This window comes from Citrobacter freundii complex sp. CFNIH9, assembly GCF_002903305.1.
GTDB lineage: Bacteria > Pseudomonadota > Gammaproteobacteria > Enterobacterales > Enterobacteriaceae > Citrobacter > Citrobacter portucalensis.
The window spans coordinates 159447-181323 of record NZ_CP026238.1 but is presented as its reverse complement, the minus strand read 5'-3'; the positions used below and the strand labels follow the sequence as shown (position 1 = coordinate 181323).

The window sequence follows — 21877 nt, the reverse complement described above, 5'->3', positions numbered from 1 at the left end:
ACAGCCGTTATTGCGCGAAAATCGGTAACAGCAGATACAGCTTAATCACCAACGCATTGACGATATCAATAAAGAACGCCCCCACCATCGGCACCACCAGAAACGCCATATGGGATGGTCCAAAACGTTCGGTAATCGCCTGCATGTTGGCAATCGCCGTCGGCGTCGCGCCGAGGCCAAAACCGCAGTGTCCGGCAGCCAGCACGGCGGCATCGTAGTTCTTACCCATCATGCGCCAGGTGACGAATATCGCGTACAGCGCCATGAAAATAGTCTGCACAACCAGGATTGCCAGCATCGGCAAGGCCAGTGAAGCCAGTTCCCACAGCTTCAGGCTCATCAGCGCCATCGCCAGAAACAGCGACAGACTAACGTTACCCAGTACAGAAACCGCACGTTCGAACACCCGATAAAAGCCCAGTAGCGCCAGACCGTTACTGAGGATCACCCCAACAAACAGGACGCAGACGAAGGTCGGCAATTCCAGCACTGTTCCAACCAGCATTTGCGCAACGATTTTACCCACCGTCAGACAGATAGCGATCAGAGCAATGGTTTCAATCAGCACCAACGAGGTGATCATGCGCCCAACGTCCGGCTTTTCAAATGCGGTCGGCACGGCCTGATCGTCCGGCATACCGTCTGGCGTGGTGGAGTGTTTGACCAGATAGCGTGCCACCGGGCCGCCAATCAGCCCACCCAACACCAGACCAAACGTTGCGCAAGCCATCGCCACTTCAGTCGCATTGGTGAAGCCATAACGTTCAATAAACAGCTTGCTCCACGCGGCCCCGGTTCCGTGTCCACCAGAGAGGGTGATCGAGCCAGCGATCAGACCCATCAGCGGGTCCAGACCCAGCAGGGTCGCCATACCAATACCGATGGCGTTTTGCATCAGCAACAAGCCAACAACCACAATCAGAAAAATACCCACCACGCGGCCACCAGCACGCAGACTGGCGATATTGGCGTTCAGACCGATAGTGGCGAAAAAGGCCAGCATCAGCGGATCGCGCAGGGTCATATCGAAGTTCACTTCCCAACCCATGCTTTTTTTCAGCACCAGCAGCGCAATCGCCACCAGCAATCCGCCTGCAACAGGTTCGGGAATGGTGTATTTTTTCAGGAAGGAAACAGACTGGACGAGCTTACGTCCCAGCAGCAACACAAGGGTTGCCGCAACCAGCGTTGATAACGTATCGAGATAAAACATTTACAGCTCCATTAGTGCGTTTAGCACAATCACGCACGATGCATTCCAGACCGATTTTTAGCTCTTATTGAGTTTTCGGAGTGGATTTTAAGCAGAAAATGATGAAAAGTTATATAAAAATGTTTGTTTATCCGTTTTAAATATTAAGAATACCTGCTAGCAAACGTTTGCTTTTCTGCCCTGGTCAGATAAAATCACCGCTTTTCCACCATGGGATTGCCTCTGATGTCCGTTAACGCCGTAGAGTCAACAAATGCGCAACCGGTTGCGCAGACTCACAACAGTGAACTGATTTACCGTCTTGAAGATCGCCCCCCGTTAGCCCAGACCCTGTTTGCCGCCTGTCAGCATCTGCTGGCCATGTTCGTCGCGGTGATCACCCCTGCTCTGTTAATTTGCCAGGCGCTTGGTTTACCGGCTCAGGATACTCAACACATTATCAGTATGTCGCTGTTCGCCTCCGGCGTGGCTTCTATCATTCAGATCAAAGCCTGGGGGCCGGTCGGCTCAGGGCTGCTATCCATTCAGGGCACCAGCTTTAACTTTGTTGCGCCACTGATTATGGGCGGTACGGCGCTAAAAACCGGTGGCGCAGATGTCCCAACCATGATGGCGGCGCTGTTCGGTACGCTGATGCTGGCAAGCTGCACCGAGATGGTTATCTCGCGTGTCCTGCACCTGGCGCGTCGTATTATTACTCCGCTGGTCTCAGGGGTGGTAGTGATGATTATCGGCCTGTCGTTGATTCAGGTGGGTCTGACATCGATTGGCGGTGGCTATGCCGCAATGAGCGACAACACCTTTGGTGCGCCGAAGAATTTACTGTTGGCAGGCGTGGTGCTGGCGCTAATCATCCTGCTTAACCGTCAACGCAACCCGTACCTGCGCGTTGCGTCATTGGTGATTGCGATGGCGGCAGGCTATCTGCTGGCCTGGTTTATGGACATGCTGCCGCAAAATACCGCACCGGTAAGTCAGGACCTGCTGATGGTGCCAACGCCGCTGTATTATGGCTTGGGCATCGACTGGAGTTTACTGCTGCCGCTGATGCTGGTCTTTATGATCACGTCACTGGAAACCATCGGCGATATTACGGCCACCTCTGATGTCTCCGAGCAGCCGGTTTCTGGTCCGCTGTATATGAAGCGCCTGAAAGGCGGCGTGCTGGCGAACGGTCTGAACTCGTTTGTTTCCGCCGTGTTCAACACCTTCCCGAACTCCTGTTTTGGCCAGAACAATGGGGTTATTCAGTTAACAGGCGTTGCCAGCCGCTACGTTGGTTTTGTGGTGGCGCTGATGTTGATCGCGCTGGGCCTGTTCCCGGCAGTCAGCGGTTTTGTACAGCATATTCCTGAGCCGGTACTGGGCGGCGCAACGCTGGTGATGTTCGGTACTATCGCAGCATCCGGTGTGCGTATCGTGTCCCGCGAGCCGTTGAACCGCCGCGCGATTCTGATTATCGCGCTGTCGCTGGCCGTTGGTCTGGGTGTTTCCCAGCAGCCGCTGATTCTCCAGTTCGCCCCGGATTGGGTGAAAAACCTGCTCTCTTCCGGTATCGCCGCTGGCGGTATTACCGCAATCGTTCTGAATCTGGTATTCCCGCCAGAAAAGCAATAAGCAAAATGCGGCGTTGGTTCTGAATCAACGCCGCTGTAACGCTCTTTCACCATTCCCGCCTTGAGCATTGCGCCTAAATCGTGCATAACTTGACTATGTGCACTTCGCGGGATGGAAGACCATGAAATTTATTGGAAAGCTGCTTCTTTACGTGCTGATCGCCCTTGCAGTGGCGATTCTCGGCCTTTATTTTCTACTGCAAACCCGCTGGGGGGCAGAACACGTCAGCGCCTGGGTTTCGGAGAACAGCAGCTACCATCTGGCGTTTGATGCCATCGATCACCGGTTTTCCTCCCCTTCCCATATTCTGCTGGAAAACGTCACCTTTGGCCGGGATGGTCAGCCCGCAACGCTGGTCGCTAAAACGGTCGATATTGGGCTGAGTAGCCGCCAAATCACCGACCCGCTGCACGTAGACACCATTTTGTTGCAAAACGGCACACTGAATCTTTCCCAGCAAACCGCACCGCTACCGTTCCAGGCCGATCGCCTGCAAATGCAGGATATGGCGCTTAACAGCCCCGGCAGCGAGTGGAACCTCAGCGCCCAGCGCGTTAACGGCGGCGTCATTCCCTGGAGCCCTGAGGCAGGTAAAATTCTCGGGAGCAAAGCGCAAATTCAGCTCAGCGCCAGTTCGTTGACGCTCAACGATGTTCCAACTACCAACGTCTTGATTGAAGGCAGCATCGACCATGACCGGGTGACGCTAAGCAATATTGGCGCTGACGTGGCGCGTGGGGCATTAACCGGCGTAGCGCAACGCAATGCAGACGGAAGTTGGGTTGTGGAGAATCTGCGCCTGAACGATATCCGGCTGCAAAGCGACAAATCGCTGGCCGACTTTTTTGCCCCGTTAAGCACTATTCCTTCCCTGCAAATTGGTCGTCTGGAAGTGACGGATGCCCGTCTGCAAGGCCCCGACTGGGCGGTGACGGATCTCGATCTGAGCTTGCGCAACATGACCTTCAGTAAGGACGACTGGCAAACTCAGGAAGGAAAATTGTCGATGAACGCCAGCGAGTTTATTTACGGCTCTCTACACTTCTTCGATCCGATTCTGAACGCCGAGTTCTCACCGCAGGGCATTGCGCTGCGCCAGTTCACCACCCGCTGGGAAGGCGGTATGGTCAGAACATCCGGAAACTGGATGCGCAGCAACAAAGCGCTGGTCCTTGACGATGCCGCTATTGCTGGTCTGGAATACACGCTGCCGGAAAACTGGAAACAGCTGTGGATGAAACCCCTGCCAGCGTGGCTAAACAGCCTGACGCTGAAGAAATTCAGCGCCAGCCGCAATCTGGTGATTGATATCGACCCGAATTTCCCGTGGCAGCTCACCGCGCTGGACGGCTACGGCGCTAACCTCGGGCTGGTACAGAACAATCAGTGGGGGATCTGGAGCGGGAGCGCCACCCTCAACGCTGCCGCAGCCACCTTTAACCGTACGGATGTGCGTCGTCCTTCTCTGGCGCTAACGGCAAACAGCAGCACCATCAATATCAGCGAACTGAGCGCCTATACGGAAAAAGGACTGCTGGAGGCCACCGCCAGCATTTCGCAGCTACCTCAGCGCCAGACGCAGGTCAGCCTGAACGGGCGCGGCGTGCCAATGACGATCCTGCAGCAGTGGGGCTGGCCCGCACTGCCGCTTTCCGGAGATGGCAACATCCAGCTTACTGCCAGCGGCAATATTCAGGCCGATGCGCCTCTCAAGCCAACGGTCAACGGTCAGTTACATGCGGTGAACGTGGAGAAACAGCAGGTAACGCAAACTATGCAGGCGGGCGTGGTTTCGGGGAGTGAAGTCACTGCACCACCACCTGCACAATGATTTATTGCCCGGTGACGCTTCGCTTACCGGGCCTACTCACGCTCATAAACGAATATATTCACTGCACAGCAGCCACTTCACCGGCTCGTCTTCTTCAATCACCGGGAAGCGACCGCCAGGTTCCAGAAAGTGATTGTCATGCTGGTCGTCATTGACCATCGAGATTTCCCAGCCCAGCACGAACGCCTTCTCCGCCCAAAAGCGATGATACAAGCGCGGTGGCAGGCACACTCCTTGTCCCGGTTTCAATACCAGCGTCTCGCCAGCGTTAACTGTACGCCGCTGACCATCCACGCTAACCTCAACAACGCGTCGGGCGTCATACTCATCATCAGGCGTGACCCACGCCAGCTGCATACATAAATCACCGCCGCCGCGATTAACGATATCTTCCATTTTATGGCGATGAAAATGCCACGGTGTTTGTTGATCCTGCTGAATTTGCAGCATCTTTTCGGCATACGGTTTGGGGTAATCCGCTGACCCCATCAGACCATTGCGCAACGTTAGTAACGTCAGCCCCGTTTGCGCAAAATCTCCGTGCCCGAAGTCGGTAATATCCCAGCCCAACTGGAGATCACGCACTTCACGCCACAGAGTTTGATCCTGTTGCCGCCAGGCATCGACCGTAAAATACGCGAAATCAGGCAGACAGACCCGAAAAGTCTCAGCTATGGCATGCGCTTTATCGACGGCATAATTAATGTGTGAACGCTTCATTGCACTTTTCCTTGTTGCGAAAGAGGCGGGTCGCCCCGCCTGCATGCCGTTAGTAAAGTGATGCTTTGCCGGTTGAACCGAACAGTTTCATTTTGTGGCGGATCACGTCCCGCGCGGCGCTAATGGCTTCCGGGTAGATTACGTTCGGGTCCCACCAGGTTTCTTTCGCCAGGATTTCGCGGACTTTCTGGAAGTAGGCGTATTTCATATCGCTGGAAATGTTGATTTTGCCAACGCCCAGCGTCACGGATTCGGCAATTTCCGCATCCGGGTTCGCGGAACCACCGTGCAGCACCAGCGGAATATCCACACGTCCGGCGATATCGCGCAGGATGTTCATTTGCAGCTCAGGCTGCATCCCTTTCGGGTAGATCCCGTGCGCGGTTCCAATCGCCACCGCCAGCGTGTCTGCACCGGTTCGGGCGATAAAATCCTCTGCCTGAGCAGGATCGGTATAAGTAACCTTCGACACGCCGCCTTCCACTGACGTCCCGGTCTGGCCAATCGTTCCCAACTCCCCTTCCACCGAAACACCTACCGCATGCGCCAGTTTGACCACTTCGCGGGTCAGCGCCACGTTCTCTTCATATGGTAGCAGCGAGCCATCAATCATCACCGAGGTAAACCCACACTGAATCGCCCGCAGGACATGCTCAACCGAAGCGCCATGGTCCAGATGCAGAGTAAAGGGAACCGGGCTACGCAGGGTGATATCACGGACGTAGCTAAAAAACGCATCGCCGACAAAATCATGTTCGCTGGGGTGAATGGAGATAATCGCCGGGGTGTTGGTCGCCTCCGCTTCTTCCACTACTGCGCGTACAAAGCAGCTGTCCGCCACGTTGAATGCGCCGATGGCAAAACCGTGCTGACGGGTAGGTTGCAGTAATTCTTTCATCGAAACTAACATGTTAATTCTCCAGTTTCAGGGTGTAGAAAGCCCTGCCAGTGCGTCATCGCAGAGGCATAGAAGGCGTTACAGAAAATGAATCAGGCTTTGCCGATAGCGCCGCTGGCCTGCAGGTACGGAATAATGGCTTCCTCGCAGGCCTGTTCCATCAGGGCCAGGGCATCAACGAGTTCACCGGATGTGTCGCGACACAGGGTATGCAGTAGCGCAGCCTTTCCGGCTTCGAAAACCGCCGCACCAACGTTTATCTTGGCGACACCAAACGTCGGACAGCGCTGTAGCTGGTCAAACGGCGTTCCGCTGCCGCCATGCAGCGCCAGCGGCACCGTTGATAACCGGGCTATTTCCTCCAGCCGCTGGAAATCAATAGCAGGAGTGATACCCGGCGCGTACATGCCGTGTGCCGTACCCACCGACACCGCCAGCAAATCGATCCCGGTCTGTTGGATGAAGGGTTCCACGTCGGCGGCCTGGGTCATCAAATCAGCGTTAGCGGCGTGGTCATAGCACGGAGCATCGGCCAGATGGCCCAGCTCGCCTTCCACGCACAGAGAAACGCTGGCTGCAAGCTCAACCACCGCCCGGGTCTGGCGAATATTCTCCTCCAGCGCAAAGGCGGAGGCGTCGATCATTAAGCCGCTGAATCCGGCGCGAAAAGCCTGGCGAATGCGTACAGGATCCTTTCCATGATCCAGCGCCAGCGCGACCGGTACCGAGGCTTCCTCTGCCAGCGTTTTGACCACCGCTGCCGCTATCGGGGCCGGAAAATGCTCCAGATGCCCCTGATACAAATTCAGAATGATGGGCGCACGGTGTTTCTCCGCCACTCGCACCGCTGCGCGGGCGCTTTCCAGGTTCATACAGTTGATGGCCAGCAGCGCGTACTGCTCGCGCCAGGCTTTGGTCACCATGCTTTTCATATCGGCAAACATACGGCCTCCGGTTATTCCAGGGTGAAGGTGATTTCTTCGTCTTTCAGCTTTTGATCGCTGAGTTCGTCAAACTCTTCATCACGCTCGGTTACCGGTTTCTTCCACAGCGACAGCATGACGCCACAAATCACCGTACCGATCCCCAGCGCCAGGCAAAACAGCAGCGGATGCGTAAAGAGCGGAACCACAAACATGCCGCCGTGCGGTACCGGGCTTTCGACACCCCACACCATAATCAGGCCACCCGCAATCGCCGAGGCCACCACGCAGGAGCCCACCACCCGCAGCAGGTCGCGCGCCGCAATCGGAATAACCCCTTCGGTAATCATGCAGATCCCCATCGGGAATGCAGCCTTCAGCGCCTCACGTTCCGCACGGGTGTACTTGTGACGCGTCAGCAGGAAAGAGAGCGTAATGCCAAATGGAGGGATCATCGAACCAACAAACTTCACCGCTTCCGGACCGTACACGCCGCTGACCAGCATGCCGTCAGCAAACAGCGACATGGTTTTATTCACCGGCCCACCGAAGTCGAATGTCGCCATCGCACCGAGGATAGCGCCCATCAGAAAGCGGGATCCGCCCTGCATGGACTCCAGCAGATGAATCAACGCGTCCTGCAGCCAGGCAATCGGCTTGCCAATCAGCGTCATCATCAACAGACCGCCAATGACGGTACTCAGTACCGGCAGCACCATGATGGGCATCAACCCCTGCATCGACTGCGGCAAACGGATATAGCGCTTGAGCAGCAGGACGGTATAACCGACCAGAAATCCGCCCAGCATCCCACCGATAAAACCGGTATGAATTTCTCCGCAGACGAAGCCGACAATCAGGCCCGGCGCGAATCCCGGACGGTCAGCAATGGAGTACGCAATCGCCGCACTAATCAGCGGTACGATTAACCCCATCCCCCAGCCGCCAATCTGGTTGAGCATCCAGGGAATGGTTCCTGTTTTTTCACCGACGTTAGTGCCGCCAAGTATTTGCCCGAGAGCAATACAGATCCCGGCGGCGACAATTAACGGGATCATCCACGAAATTCCCGTTAATAAATGTTTTTTTATTTCCTGAGATAGCGGAATTTTATTTTCACTCATGTGAAACCCCTCCAGAATGAGGATCGCTACTGGTTATTATTAACTAATGATTTTTCGACCTTTTCAAGAAACTGAATGGGCGATTTTATGACGATTTCAGTTTTTACTCGCACAATGCGTTTGTTTGAAAATCGCTCCTCCCCTTTTATTTTTACATCGACGGCAAGAATCACGACATCAGCTGAAGAAATATCTTCTGTCAGCAGTTCGTTTTCTGTGCCAATGGTGCCCTGGGTTTCAACCTTTATATTATGACCAAGCGCTTTAGCACCTTTAATTAACTTCTCACGGGCAATATAGGTGTGCGCAATACCCGCCGTACAGGCGGCAACACAAACAATATTCATAACATGCTCCACATTTTATTTAGCAGACATTGGATTCAGCATATTGGCTAAAAAGCTCAATAATTTTCTGTGGACTACTTTCAACTAATAGTTGTTCAATAATGTCGTCATCTGCCAACGCGCCAGCAACCTGCGAAAGCAGACGAATATGGGTGGTGTTTTGATCTTCAAGACGTACGGCAAACAGAATAATGCAGCGCACGTTGCTGCCGTCCAGGGTTTCCCAGGGAATATCCTGGCGGGTACGCCCAATCGCCAGCGTGGTATTGACCACCGCCGAGGATTTCCCGTGCGGGATCGCAATATGGTTTTCGAAGCCGGTCGAGCCTTCTGACTCACGTTGCCAGACATCCTGAATAAACGTTTCGCGACAGCTAATTGCTCCATCTTTTTGCAGAATATCCGTCAGTTCCTCAATAGCCTCCGTTTTGCTTGTAGCCTTCATGTCCAAAATAACGCGATTTGTATTGAGTATTTTCGTGATGTCCATCAATCATACCTCATGGAGTTCAGACATTAATTTTCAACGACCAGCGACGTCGCCCGATGTAATTTTTCCGTAATAACCGTTTCTGTTACCCGCTTAATATCCGCATCATTGAAGAAGGCAGTGACATACACGACCGGCATGGCAACCGCGGGTAAATTAATCGTCGATACCACCAGTTCAATATCGTCCGTCAGTACGGTGGGCAGGCTGCCTGCCGACACCACGCCGACGATAGTCCAGTCCGGAAAGGCGCGCAGAATACGGCTTTTGAGTAAGTGAGAAGTGCCGATACCCGTTGAACAGACCAGTAGTACGCGTTTACGCGCTATCTGACGCTCCATTGCGGCCTGAAAATGCACGGTTAAATATCCCACTTCATCTTCCGACACGGCCCGCTCGCCCCAACCGCTAAACACCCTATTCACCGCACACTGGGTCAGACGCCACACGTCCTGCAACTCGCCTTTGATATCCTCCAGCAACGGATTACGAATGCGGATCTGGTAGTTCAGGCGGTTAATCAGCGGCTTAATGTGGATCAGCAATCCGTCATACAGCGCCGTGTCCTGGCTAAGATCGCTGTCGACCATCTCGGCGAAGGTGGCAATCAACCGATGGGTAATCAAACGCGCTTCGTCGCTGGAGTGCATATGGCCAATCACACTCACGTCATTATGCTCTTCAATCACTACACCCGAGGAGATAATGTATTGATATATAAACCAGACTTCGTCTTCCGGCAGCGGGTGGGCAATGCGTTTTTCGATATGCTGAATCATGCGACTGGCAATGGAAAATATGTTCTCATCACAGGTAGTGATGCTCTCTTCTTTTCTCGGAAGCGCATTGCCCCGCGTGATGCGGTACATCATGATCAGAATATGGGTAAAGATATTGACGTAATAAGGCTCGCCCAGAGACCAACACAGGTCGTTCTCCATTTCCTGCAATAACGTCTGGACAAATAAAACGTCTTCTTCGCCAAAGTAATGCACTAAGGCTTTATAACTGCCCGGATCAAGGCGTGAATAAACCACGTTACCAGGTTCATTATGGTTAATCACGCCGTTAATCAGCGACGCCATCGCCTGGCGCACACCGCTCTCGCTGCCTTCGATATGCGTGCCGCTCTGACTGCGAATCAACGACAGGCCCAGTGGGGTAATCCAGGACTCAATTACTTTCAGATCGTTAACAATCGATGCGCTACTAATGAAATAACGTTCGGATAATTTACTGATCGACGTTTCATGCGGCGTTTCGCTTAATAACTGTGAAGCTATCTTGACTCGCCGTGAATTATTCATCATGCCGTCAGCATCATCACCCTCCGATCCTAATAACTGGTCCATATATAAAAGGTCGGTAATATTATCTGCACTTAATATCACCCCAGCACCAGCACGTTTATCGATAGTTATTTTCCATTCTGATAACCATGGTTCCAGTAAGCGCAGATCGCGCTGCACAGTTTTCTCTGAAACAGATAAATACTCGGCAATTTTCAGCAGCGTGACATATTCCTTCTTAGACAGAAGAAATTTTAATAATCTGTTTTGTCGCGAGGTAATCATTTGCATTATTTACCCTTATTACATACCAGATTAAATATCTATACCCGTCATACTTCAAGCTGCATGTGCGTTGGTTTTTCTCGCTCACCCCAGTCACGTACTTATGTACGTTCAGGGGATTCGCTGCGTCGCCGCCTTCCTGCAACTCGAATTATTTAGGTTATAAAGAAGCATTGATGCTCCACGTGTAATCCGTGATGATAAATATAAGAGGACTACGATGCGCCAACAATACTAAATCGTGTCCTGTATTCCGGACAGAAATAAGACAAAAACGGGAAATAGTGAGATATTTACGGCGCAGATCACATTTTTCGTGGGATTCAGAGTGATATCGCTCGCAAATATGGGGAGATAAAAATTTAATTCAGGATATTTTGGATTTTCAGATCTGGAATGCTGCTCGCAGCGTGGACCGGATAAAACGCATTGCATCGCCATCCAGCCCACGTTGAGATTTACTTACAGGGTAATCGTCAGCACATCCGCATTCGGCGTGACAACCGTTCCCCACTCACTGCCCACAGACGAGCCGCCCTTCACGCCGCTAACCTGCGTAATATTACGCAGACACAGCGTCCAGTTGCGCGCTTCGCCACTTCCTTGCACGGTGATGGTATTACCCGTGCGCGTCGCCTTCAGCGTGAAGATAACCGAACCGTCAGCCGCCGGGACTTCACAAATCGCCTCCCGACCCTCCTGCAGATGGAACAGCTGGAACGCCGTCCCTTCGTGCCAGGCGTAGTCCGGCTTCTGGTTATTGCAGCCCAGTGCCAGCAGTGTATTGTCGCGCACATAAACCGGCAGACTCAGGAAGTCATGCTGCTGCTTATGCCAGCGGCTGCCCGCCACCTCGTCGTTACGCCACAGATGTGTCCAGCGTCCTTCCGGCAGATAGAACTGCACATCACCCGCCTCGCTAAACACCGGCGCAACCATCACGCTATCGCCCAGCATGTACTGGCGGTCGAGATAATCACATGCCGGATCGTCCGGGAACTCCAGCATCATTGCGCGCATCATCGGCGTTCCGAGTTCATTGGCGCGCGCCGCTTCGCGATACAGGTATGGCATCATGCGGCATTTCTGCTCAGTGAAGTAGCGTACCACGTTGCAGGATTCATCATCGTACGCCCATGGCACACGGTAGGATTTACTACCGTGCAGGCGGCTGTGGCTGGAGAGCAACCCGAACGCACACCAGCGCTTGTAGACGTGCGCCGGGGCGGTATTCTCAAAGCCGCCAATATCGTGACTCCAGAAGCCAAAGCCGGACAGGCCGATGGACAACCCACCACGCAGGCTTTCGGCCATCGATTCATAGTTGGCGTAGCAGTCGCCGCCCCAGTGCACCGGAAACTGCTGCGCGCCGACCGAGGCCGAACGGGCGAACAGCACGGCCTCTTCTTCACCGACGGTCTCTTTCAGCACGTTCCATACCAATTCGTTGTAGATGTACGCATAATGGTTGTGCATTTTCTGCGGATCGGCACCGTCAAACCACTTAACGTCAGTAGGAATGCGTTCGCCAAAGTCAGTTTTGAAGCAGTCAACGCCGATATCCACCAGACCTTTCAGCTTGTTGGCATACCACTCGCAGGCTTCAGGATTGGTAAAGTCATAAATCGCCAGGCCCGGCTGCCATTTATCCCATTGCCACAGGGAGCCGTCCGGGCGCTTGAGCAGATAACCTTTCTCTTTCAGTTCATTGAACAGCGGGGATTTCTGGCCGATATAGGGGTTTATCCATACGCAGACCTTCAGCCCTTTCTCTTTCAGGCGGCGGATCATGCCTTCCGGGTCAGGGAAGGTCACCGGATCCCACTCAAAGTCGCACCACTGGAAGGCTTTCATCCAGAAGCAGTCGAAATGGAAGACGTGCAGCGGCAGATTGCGCTCGGCCATCCCGTCGATAAAACTGTTCACCGTCGCTTCATCGTAATTAGTGGTGAACGATGTAGTCAGCCACAAACCGAATGACCAGGCTGGCGGCAGTGCCGGACGGCCGGTAAAGCGGGTATAGCGATCCAGCACCGCTTTCGGCGTAGGGCCGTCGATGACGAAATATTCCAGATACTCGCTTTCAACGCTGAACTGCACTTTTGACACTTTCTCAGAGCCGATTTCAAACGACACGCACTGCGGATGGTTTACCAGCACGCCGTAACCACGGTTGGTGAGATAAAACGGGATGTTCTTGTAAGACTGCTCGGTACTGGTGCCGCCATCGCGGTTCCATGTTTCCACCGTCTGGCCGTTACGTACCAGCGCAGTAAAGCGCTCGCCCAGACCGTACACCGTTTCGCCAACGCCCAGATCCAGGCGTTCAAACATATAGTTTTTCCCGCTGTTGGTGTCCTGCACGTAGCCGTTATTTTTCAGCTGGCTGCCGGTAATACGTTCGCCGTTACGCAGGAAATCCAGCGACCAGAACTCACCTTTAGTGACCCGCACGCTCAAATTACCGCTTTTCAGTTCGGCAAATTCAGCGGTGTTTTGTATCTCTACGTTGACGTCCTGCAGCACGTTCAGCGAATAGTGCGGACCGTTATTCAACGCGCCCTGGAAATGTTCCATACGCACGCCCACCACGCCTTCCTGCGGCGAGAAAAAGCGCAGGGTGAAGAGTGGAGTATCCAGTTGCCAGGTACGTTCACGCACATCGCGCGGCGCAACGTAGACAATCATCTCGTTACCCTGTTGCTCAACCTCGAATACCTGAATCGGGTGAATTAAATTCAGGCCAGGCTGCGTCAGCCAGTTTCCGTCGCTAATTTTCATCGTTGGTTCCTTAGTTCTGTAATTCTTTCGTCGAAAAATCCTGCTGATTGCGGTGCGCACCCTGAGCCAGCTGACTCATGATTTCCGTCAGATACGGCGTTTTCAGGGTATAGAAGCGTTTGGCAATCACGGCACTCAACAGGTAACAAATAGCCGGGACAATCGTGAACAATGCGATAATGATGCTAATGGTGGCGCTGTTCTGGGTTTTCGCTGCGGCATCGTAACCGCCGCCCGCCAGCATCCAGCCGATCATCGCCCCGCCGAGTGCCAGACCCAGCTTCAGCACGAACAGCGTGCCCGCGAAGCTGATCCCCGTCAGACGTTTTCCGTTACACCACTCGCCGTAATCAACGGTGTCGGACATCATCACCCACTGGATTGGCGTCACGAGCTGATGCAGTACGCCAATCACGAAGATGAAGGCGAACATGGTGAGATTTGCGTGCATCGGCACGAAGAACATTGCCAGACTGACGACCGCCAGCAGGGCGTTCGTCCACCAGAAGACGCTGACTTTGCATTTCCAGTCAGTCAGCGGTTTTGCCAGCGCAGAGCCGATAAGATTGCCGACGCAATAGGTGGTGAGGAAGGCGACAAACACTTCCGGGGTACCCAGAATCCAGGTGACGTAATACATCATCGCCCCGCCGCGTACGCAGACGGCAAGGATGTTGAGGATGGTCAGCAGGCCGACGATGCGCCATTGGTCGTTCTGCCAGATGTCGCGCAGGTCTTCACGCATTGAGTTGCTGCTCGGCGGCGCTTCCACACGTTCTTTGGTGGTGAAGAAGCAAAATGCCAGCATCAGGAACGCCACAATCGAGAGCACGGCAATCCCGCCCTGGAAGCCCAACGCTTTATCTTCGCCGCCAATCAGATTCACCAGCGGCATCATCAGCACGGTGGAGAGCATGCCGCCCGCCGTCGCCAGCACAAAGCGCCATGACTGCAGGGAGATACGCTGCGTTGGGTCATTGGTTATCACACCGCCCAGCGCGCAGTAGGGAATATTCACCACGGTATAAAGCAGGGTCAGCAGCGTGTAGGTGATTGCGGCATAAATCATTTTGCCGTGCAGGCTGAGATCCGGCGTGCTGTAGGCGAGCACACAGACCAGACCAAATGGCAGAGCGCCAAACAGCACCCACGGGCGGAATTTCCCCCAGCGCGAACGGGTGCGGTCGGCGAGCAGTCCCATGCAAGGGTCTGAGATAGCATCCAGCGCGCGAGCCAGTAAGAACATCGTGCCGACAAAACCGGCCGGGATACCAAAAATATCGGTATAGAAGAACATCATATATAACATAACGTTATCAAAGATGATGTGGCTGGCGGCATCGCCCATGCCGTAGCCAATCTTCTCTTTAACGGACAAAATCTCACTTTTCATTACGCATCCTTGTTAGCACTTTCACACGCACTGATACCGGTTACAGTTCTTGTAAACCATCCCTGTGAGCGCGGGTATTCCGATATCTCGTTATCAAATTACGATTCTTGTTTTCTGTGATCAGAGTAGCGTCAAAAAATGTGTCTAAGTGTAAGTAATGGATTTTGCGGGGATTTATTTGAAACTGGTCATGGTATGGAGAAACGGAAGTTAAAAAAGTGAGTGAGGGGGTGTGGAAACGTTTGGAAGTAGCTATAATGCGCCCCGCCTCCATGTAGCAATCGAGGCGCGGAAGATCGTCATCTCCGGTGAGGTGGCTGGACTTCAAATCCAGTTGGGGCCGCCAGCGGTCCCGGGCAGGTTCGACTCCTGTGATCTTCCGCCAAAATTCCTATCTTATTCCAGTCATTTGCCATATTTTCTCTGCTCAAAAAGGCTTTCATGATTCTCGTCCGAAATTATCCTTTCCGACAGGTAACTACGCGCAGTTGGGTTTGATATCGGGCAGAAAATTACCGTCAAAGTAATGAACGGTTGTATCGCCCTGATGGTCTACAGTGAGCAATAACAACGGTTGCAGGATGAGCTGAAAGAGGCCAATCTGAAGTTAAATAGAATTGAGAGCACGCTGGCGACTCTTCAGTGAAGCAAGGCTAAACCTGTAAGCGTTACTTACAGGTTTAGTTGGTGCCGGATGGCGCTTACGCTTATCCGGCCTACTTTCACAATACCCACTGTCTGACCACCCACCTCATAGTGACCCCCAGAAAGATATCGACTATAATGAATGAATCGAACGATTCATGCGAAATGGTGGCAATATGCATACTCTTACGGCAAATGAAGCCAAAACCCAGTTTGGCGATATGCTACTTAAAGCGCAGCGAGAACCTGTGCAAATTAGTCGTAACGGTAAGCCTGTTGCAGTTGTCGTCTCCATTGAGGACTATGAACAAATGGAAGCCATGAAACTCCAGTTACTGAAGGCCAAAATTCAGCGTGCTCAAAGCGATATTCATTTGGGCAATACTGTCGATGGTGATGCTTTTTTTGATGAGTTGATGGATCAACACAAAGGATAAAAAGTGAGTTACAAACTTACTGGAGAAGCACAGCGCGATATTATTGATATCCGTGATTACACATCAAGAAATTGGGGCGCTAAACAGTCCAGGGATTATCTTAGAAAATTACGGGGCGTTCTCTCTCAGTTAGCTGAAATGCCAGGCATGGGGCATCATCGCATTGATGATTTTGGTGCAGATGTTTACAGCTTTCCTTATGTTAGCCATATGATTTACTACTGTGCACAGGACACAAATATTGTTGTATTGGCAGTCTTACACCAAAGCCGAGTACCAACAAAACATCTGGGACAACGTTTGTAACCCACCACCTTAATGCCGGATGGCGCTAACGCTTATCCGGCCTACGATTCCCAGAAAAAATAAAGCCGCTGATCGGTTAATCAGCGGCTCTCTATTACCTGTGATGCATCAGAAGTTATATTTCACGCCGAGCATACCGCGGGTATCGCTGTAGCCTTTATCCCCGACCTGTTGGGCCACGTTGCTCCACACGTTGAGGCGCGGAGTGATTTGACCTTCAACGCCGACTTTCAGCTCACCGATGTTTTTGGTGCCTCGCATGTCGTTGCTCACATCGTCCATCTTCACGCTGGTTGTCTGTGTGTTGTGGATCCAGTTGGCTTCAACAAACGGCTGGAACTCGCGAGATTTACCGTCGTCGATGGCGTTGTGACCGTTGATAAAGGCTTTCACACCCAGACGGGTCATCAGGTTGCCATCGGTATTATCCTTCACGCGGGTACCGTTCGCTTCGCGGTGACTGTCGGCTTGCACGTCCATCCATACCACCTGCGCTTTTGGTTGCAGCCAGTAGCTGTTGCGCTCGCTTTCACCCAGTTTGAAGCTGTAACCGGCTTCAACCGAAGCGGTTATCCCGCTGGATTTGTATTTCTCTGCTGCCTGCTCCTGGCCCATCACTTTGTTATCAAACCAGTTGTACAGCGCCCAGGTATCCACGTAGGTGCCGGTCTTGTCGGCGTCGTTGGCATACCATGTGCCGTACAACCCCACGCTGTAACCGGTGACCTGGCCACGTGAATGGTAGCCGGTCAGGCTGGACTGCGTGCGGTTCTGGCTGTTGGCATAACCTGCCATCGCGCCAAGGTGCCAGCGGTCAAGACCGTCGCTACTCCACTGCGCCAGGTCGCCGCCTAGCTGCATTACATAGCTGTTGCTTTGGGTTTTCAACTGCCCGCTACCGTCTTTGAAGCGGGTATGCGCCCCAACGTTACGCATCCACAGGCTGGTAACTTTCTTCTCGCCTGTCAGCATATCTACGTACTGCGTTTCACCCAGACGATCGTGCAGTCGGGTCATAAACAGCGTGTTAGCCGCATAGTTGTTCGCCAGATAACTGCCTGCTTCCGGACGGTATTGCTGCTCAGTGACAGGAGGCGCAACAGGTTCTTCCGGCTCAGGGATAATCGGGTCTACAGGATCGACCGGGTCTGGATCAATAGGGTCAACCGGGTCCGGATCAACAGGGTCCGGGTCATGCGGATCGACGGGGTCCGGGTCTTCCGGATCCGGCGGAGCAGGAATAAAGCTGGTCAGATACCAGTTACTGCCTTTCTGCACCACGTTATAGTCGTACGCACCGGCAACAATACGGCCCGCTTTCTCAAAAGTACCGTCAGAATTACCGGCCACTTCGATGATCTCAATACCTTCAATGGTCTGCGCCCCGGTTCCGCCAATGTTATTCACCGCCACAAACGCATTACCCGCGGTGTTGCCGAGCACTTTCAGCTTGTCGGTTTCGGAGGTATCGTCATTCAGAACAGTATTGAAAACCAGTTTGCCGCCGTTCCCGGTAAAATCTTCATTGATGGTAAGCGTCTGCCACGGTTCGCCGTCAGCATGCCCAAAGTTCACCACTGACCCGCCGTTCAGCGTCAGGTCGGTGAGCGTTGAACTGTTAGTCATGTTCCAGGTCGCGTCGCTCATTTGCAGCGAGATAACGCCCGTCCCGGCAGTGGCGCTGGTGATATATGACGCCCCGCTCCACAACGAGTTGTCGGTCATGTTGAGCTTAATGGTACTGTTTTGCTGCGGCAGGCTGCTGGTTGCAGCAGTCGCGCCAGCGGCATGAAGATCGCCGTCGATAAGAAAACGCCCGCCAGTAGAACCGTCTACGATGCCGCCCGTTTCGGTGCTGATGGCATAACTTTCGTTGCTGTGATCGCCCGCCATGGTAATGGCGGCACCGCCTGCCAGATTTATCGCCCCGCGTGAAGTCGCATACAGGCCGCGTGGCGCTTTGCTGTATGACGCCGCTTTCGCCGAACTGTTCACGTTGATCGTTGCGTTTTCACCGAGATTCACGGTCGCGTTGGTGGAATAAACCGCATGAGCGCTGACGCCGTTGACCGTAATCGTCGCGTTGTTGCCCAGTTCCGTTTTGGACGATGAGGCGGCATAAATCCCCGTTGAAGAAGCACCCGAAGTCTCAATGGTGGCGTCATTGCCAAGCAGTATCGAGGAACCGTTCTGCCCGGTGCGAAGACCCTCTGAACTGTCACCTGTCGTCACAATGTGTGCCCGGTCGCCAACGACAATTGTATTTTTGGCCTGCGTGGCGTCTTTCATCGCGTTTGCTGTGATACCACGTCCCTGGGAACCGGTGGTCTGAATATACAGATCGTCACCGACGTAAATGCTGGCCGAGCCCTTCCAACCCTGGCTATAGGAGTTGTAACCGGCGTTAATACCGTCACCATCCTGACCGTCCACATAAATACTGGTGCGATCCCCGGTGATGATAAAGACCGGGTTATCCGGCGTATTGGCCCCGTGCGTGCGGATACCGTCAACATCTTTACCATTATTGGCGGCATTCTTCGACTGCGTGCGAATCGTCAGGTCGTCCCCAAAAATAACGCCCGGACTACCCGTTGTACTGTTCTGAATAACGGTAACAGAGTGCTCAAAAGCTTCAGCGCCGGGTCCATTAATCGTTAATCCATTGCCATAAACGGGAATAGTGCCCGCACTCCATTGATAAACATAATTCGGCATGGCGCTGGTTTTAGCGAAACTGGCATTTGCCTGCGCTGGAATTATTGCCTGCAATTCCGGGGGCAGACTGCTAACCAGTCCGGTGGAGGGTAGACTATCAACGTCAACCCATGCCGCTTGAGCTGAAAATACCATAGAGGTTAATGCGGCTGAAACCGCTATGGCAATACGAGAATAAGATTTGGGATTTGGCATATTAGCCTCCTGCTTTCAGGCGTAGAGCGTCCACCACATCGCAAGGATGTGAAAATAATAAAATTCAAAAATACGTTATAAAATATTCGACAATATTTGATGAATACTATGGCCTAACTTATCTTCAAGCCTGAGCTTGTAGACATATATTTTCTTAATATCGATATTATCTATTTTGGTAATTTGCTGAATACTTTTCCCTGACACAAAACGCTTCAGTAATATCATTTCAGTATAGTTAAGTGAGCGTCCACGTTTGCTGTTAGCGAGATGACCAGTAAAGAGTCGCCTAATTTTCTGATGTTGAACTTCGTCATCATCATCAGAATATATAATCCCTTGTATTTTATTGCTTTTGGACAGCCAGTAGTTGGCTAACGGCGCCAGGTTCCTGTCTGCTATCAACACAATATGCATACCGCTGTAGGCAAGCCGGTCAACCCATTGCGGGTCGGCAAACAGGCGCAGATTCGGGAAAGAAAAGTCCACAAAAATAAACCCACGCGACAAATGGTTTTGATTATTAAGCAGAAGCTTTTCAATAATTCCTTTTTGCAGAAAGCCATTCCCCTCAGGCCAGATCGCAAATGCGGCACGGTGACAGTAACTGGCACGAACCGCAGTATCCGGAAATAATTGACAGGATAATTCACAGCTTATGCAACGAACAGTCTGTGACGGTGATCTCTTCATCAAAAATGACTCCTGTTATTTTTCCATAAATATTTCATTGGTAAATAAATGTGTCAATCCAACACGTAGTACGTTCCTTGTCAGCTAATAACAGTGGCGCTAATAAAATGTAATAAACTCCTGATGCACTAATATGTATGGTCTGTGAGTAATACGATTGCGCTAAGCTTATTTACGCTTTATCTCAGAATAACAACCTATGCATTAGGAATTTTATGCATAAATTCAGATTCCAGGATAAACAGTAAAAAAGCACTATTTGCTAAAAAATAACCTGCATAAAAGTTACTTACTAATTACGTAATTCTGATAACTCAATCACCCTTGTCATGTTGTGGACAAATATAAAGATAATTCAGATAAAACTGTAATGAATTCTCATTATTTAACCTTAGTTAATTCTCACCTAAGAAATAAGATCGCTAACGTATTGTATTTAAAAAGGTTTTAATGAGCTGGTGAAATTCTTATCTTCGTTCATGAACAAAGAGTGAGGCGCATTTTCGATTTGGATGTAAAATTTAAAGGATGCGTTAGCACACGCTGTGATTCGTTTTGGTTACTGAGGGCTGGGCAATTGTACCTTATCAATCAGTTGGTCGAATTTAATCCTGATAGCAAAAGTCTGGTCAATCGTCATACCGGGCGAGCAATTCAGCTCCAGCTCCCTGCCTCGCTCTGTTTTCTCTATTTAATTACTCACGCAAGTGACATTGTTTCCCAGAACACGTTGATGACAATTGGTTGGGGTGAAAGAAATAATGTGACCACCACCAACACATTTTACCAGGCTATTCTGACGCTACGAAACGCGCTGGCGGACGTGGGGTTGCCTCGTGATACGGTGAAAACTATTTCCCGACGCGGGCTCAGATTAAATGAGAATACGCAAGTAGAGACAATAACGCTTCAACAGAGTGAAGTTTCCCCGCCGCCGGTTATTGAAGAAATCCCCCCCGCAAAGATAATTCCTTCGACACCACAACAAACGACGCAGATACCCTGGTTTGAGGTTTTATTTAGCGCCAGTGTCGTGATTGCCACGTTGATCATCTGGCTGGTGTGGTATCAAACGCGCCCTGTTATGCCGTTTAGTAAATTTGTCCAGGCTTCCATGCAGACGCCATCGCGGCAAAATTGCAAAATCTATTACTCACCAAATGAACACGACCAGCAAGGCTATTTCAATCTGATGCAGTTACATCCCTATCTCTGTGAAAACAACAAGCACGTGTTTCTTACCGGTTACAGCAAAGCGGAAAGGATCGTGGCATTTGTCTGTGATAAAGATGCACGGGTGGATGCTAACGCATTTTGTACTACTCATTATTACTGGATGCGCGGGCAATGAAAAAAACACGCCACCTTATAGTGCTCGTGACCGGGCTGGTTACTGTGCTCGGTTCAGGCGGATGGTTATGGCATTCACGCTATGCCGAAAAACCGCTGAATTGCATCGGTAACATGGAATGGAATATTGGCAGCAACCGCTTTACGGGTACGTTATCGTTTCGGATGTACAACAGTGAAGGCCTGGCCACTATTACCGGCAAACTGTACGGGCGTAATACCTCAGACATTAGCAGGAACATCTATTTTAACTACACCCAAAAGCGCGATGCCCGAGTGCTACAGGCGATGCAGGTCGTCAAAACCTTCGCTGACACCGCTGATGAAGCGGATATTAACGACACATTACCTGGATTTTACCGCCAAAGCGGACGAAGCCTGAGCCTGGTCATGGAGGAGTATAAAGGTGCATGGATTTTTGCCAGCTCCAATGTGCCCTCGCTGTATTGCCGCAAAAGGTAACGTCATATCCAGAAACAAAAAGTACGGCCCCTCAATGAAATTCACATTTGTCATCATTGACTTACGCGACATGGGTCACTGAATCCACACATAACCCATTGCTATTCTTCATCGCGAATCAGGAAACATCCTGAATATCATAATATCCGTTGCGTAATAA

Annotated in this window: 18 protein-coding genes, 1 tRNA gene and 1 pseudogene; 8 read left to right on the top strand and 12 right to left on the bottom strand. The window is 51.9% G+C overall.

The genetic code is table 11. From position 1 onward, the window contains the following. Positions 1-7 precede the first annotated feature (7 nt). A complete protein-coding gene (gltS, locus tag C2U43_RS00890; protein ID WP_003024029.1) occupies positions 8-1213 on the bottom strand; it encodes a sodium/glutamate symporter in 1206 nt (401 codons plus the stop codon). Positions 1214-1438: 225 nt separating this feature from the next. Between gltS and xanP the strand changes: the two genes are divergently transcribed. Both xanP and C2U43_RS00880 read left to right on the top strand, forming a co-directional pair. Continuing rightward, entirely contained in the window at positions 1439-2830 is a 1392-nt protein-coding gene (gene xanP, locus C2U43_RS00885; protein ID WP_003024026.1) for a xanthine/proton symporter XanP, read from the top strand. A gap of 121 nt (positions 2831-2951) precedes the next feature. Continuing rightward, a complete protein-coding gene (locus tag C2U43_RS00880) occupies positions 2952-4661 on the top strand; it encodes an AsmA family protein (protein ID WP_103284561.1) in 1710 nt (569 codons plus the stop codon). Positions 4662-4703: 42 nt separating this feature from the next. Here the strand turns inward: C2U43_RS00880 and C2U43_RS00875 are convergent, their stop codons facing one another. From C2U43_RS00875 to C2U43_RS00835, 9 genes are all read right to left on the bottom strand, one after another. Continuing rightward, complete coding sequence (locus C2U43_RS00875) at positions 4704-5381, bottom strand: D-lyxose/D-mannose family sugar isomerase (protein WP_103014667.1); 678 nt, start codon at positions 5379-5381, stop codon at positions 4704-4706. Positions 5382-5430: 49 nt separating this feature from the next. After that, complete coding sequence (locus tag C2U43_RS00870; protein ID WP_003024018.1) at positions 5431-6291, bottom strand: ketose-bisphosphate aldolase; 861 nt, start codon at positions 6289-6291, stop codon at positions 5431-5433. A gap of 80 nt (positions 6292-6371) precedes the next feature. Further along, the gene (locus C2U43_RS00865; protein ID WP_032945395.1) at positions 6372-7223 is read right to left on the bottom strand and encodes a class II fructose-bisphosphate aldolase; all 852 of its coding nucleotides are present in this window, start codon (positions 7221-7223) and stop codon (positions 6372-6374) included. Between the two features lie 11 nt (positions 7224-7234). Then, positions 7235-8326 (bottom strand): PTS fructose transporter subunit IIC, encoded by a 1092-nt coding sequence (locus C2U43_RS00860; protein WP_003827232.1) that lies wholly within the window; start codon positions 8324-8326, stop codon positions 7235-7237. Positions 8327-8352: 26 nt separating this feature from the next. After that, positions 8353-8673 carry a PTS fructose transporter subunit IIB gene (locus tag C2U43_RS00855; RefSeq protein WP_103284560.1) on the bottom strand — a complete coding sequence of 107 codons (321 nt, stop codon included), beginning with the start codon at positions 8671-8673 and terminating at the stop codon, positions 8353-8355. Positions 8674-8692: 19 nt separating this feature from the next. Then, positions 8693-9163 (bottom strand): PTS sugar transporter subunit IIA, encoded by a 471-nt coding sequence (locus C2U43_RS00850; RefSeq protein WP_008786490.1) that lies wholly within the window; start codon positions 9161-9163, stop codon positions 8693-8695. A gap of 26 nt (positions 9164-9189) precedes the next feature. Beyond that, positions 9190-10743, bottom strand: a complete 1554-nt coding sequence (locus tag C2U43_RS00845; protein WP_103284559.1) for a BglG family transcription antiterminator — start codon at positions 10741-10743, stop codon at positions 9190-9192. A 456-nt stretch (positions 10744-11199) separates the two neighbouring features. After that, positions 11200-13518 (bottom strand): alpha-xylosidase, encoded by a 2319-nt coding sequence (gene yicI, locus C2U43_RS00840; protein WP_103284558.1) that lies wholly within the window; start codon positions 13516-13518, stop codon positions 11200-11202. A 10-nt stretch (positions 13519-13528) separates the two neighbouring features. Next, positions 13529-14911, bottom strand: coding sequence for a glycoside-pentoside-hexuronide family transporter (locus C2U43_RS00835; protein WP_048227337.1), 1383 nt, complete (start codon positions 14909-14911; stop codon positions 13529-13531). 290 nt (positions 14912-15201) lie between these two features. Between C2U43_RS00835 and C2U43_RS00830 the strand changes: the two genes are divergently transcribed. The 4 genes and pseudogenes from C2U43_RS00830 (at position 15202) to C2U43_RS00815 (ending at position 16299) form a co-directional block, all read left to right on the top strand. Further along, positions 15202-15296 (top strand) — tRNA-Sec (locus C2U43_RS00830). A 93-nt stretch (positions 15297-15389) separates the two neighbouring features. After that, positions 15390-15557 (top strand): annotated as a pseudogene (locus C2U43_RS29995) (SymE family type I addiction module toxin); the annotation flags it as partial. A gap of 175 nt (positions 15558-15732) precedes the next feature. Beyond that, entirely contained in the window at positions 15733-15993 is a 261-nt protein-coding gene (locus tag C2U43_RS00820) for a type II toxin-antitoxin system Phd/YefM family antitoxin (protein ID WP_103284557.1), read from the top strand. 3 nt (positions 15994-15996) lie between these two features. Then, on the top strand, positions 15997-16299 hold the full coding sequence (locus tag C2U43_RS00815) for a type II toxin-antitoxin system RelE/ParE family toxin (RefSeq protein WP_103284556.1): 303 nt from the start codon (positions 15997-15999) through the stop codon (positions 16297-16299). 108 nt (positions 16300-16407) lie between these two features. On the opposite strand, the gene misL is transcribed toward C2U43_RS00815, so the two are convergent. Next, entirely contained in the window at positions 16408-19212 is a 2805-nt protein-coding gene (gene misL / locus C2U43_RS00810) for an intestinal colonization autotransporter adhesin MisL (RefSeq protein ID WP_103284555.1), read from the bottom strand. A 75-nt stretch (positions 19213-19287) separates the two neighbouring features. After that, on the bottom strand, positions 19288-19905 hold the full coding sequence (locus C2U43_RS00805; protein WP_032945410.1) for a helix-turn-helix transcriptional regulator: 618 nt from the start codon (positions 19903-19905) through the stop codon (positions 19288-19290). Positions 19906-20482: 577 nt separating this feature from the next. Between C2U43_RS00805 and C2U43_RS00800 the strand changes: the two genes are divergently transcribed. Both C2U43_RS00800 and C2U43_RS00795 read left to right on the top strand, forming a co-directional pair. Continuing rightward, positions 20483-21256: a winged helix-turn-helix domain-containing protein gene (locus tag C2U43_RS00800; RefSeq protein WP_103284554.1), complete on the top strand. Its 774-nt coding sequence runs from the start codon at positions 20483-20485 to the stop codon at positions 21254-21256. Further along, on the top strand, positions 21253-21717 hold the full coding sequence (locus tag C2U43_RS00795) for a hypothetical protein (RefSeq protein ID WP_103284553.1): 465 nt from the start codon (positions 21253-21255) through the stop codon (positions 21715-21717). The genes C2U43_RS00800 and C2U43_RS00795 overlap by 4 nt, the downstream gene beginning before the upstream one ends. Positions 21718-21877 lie beyond the last annotated feature (160 nt).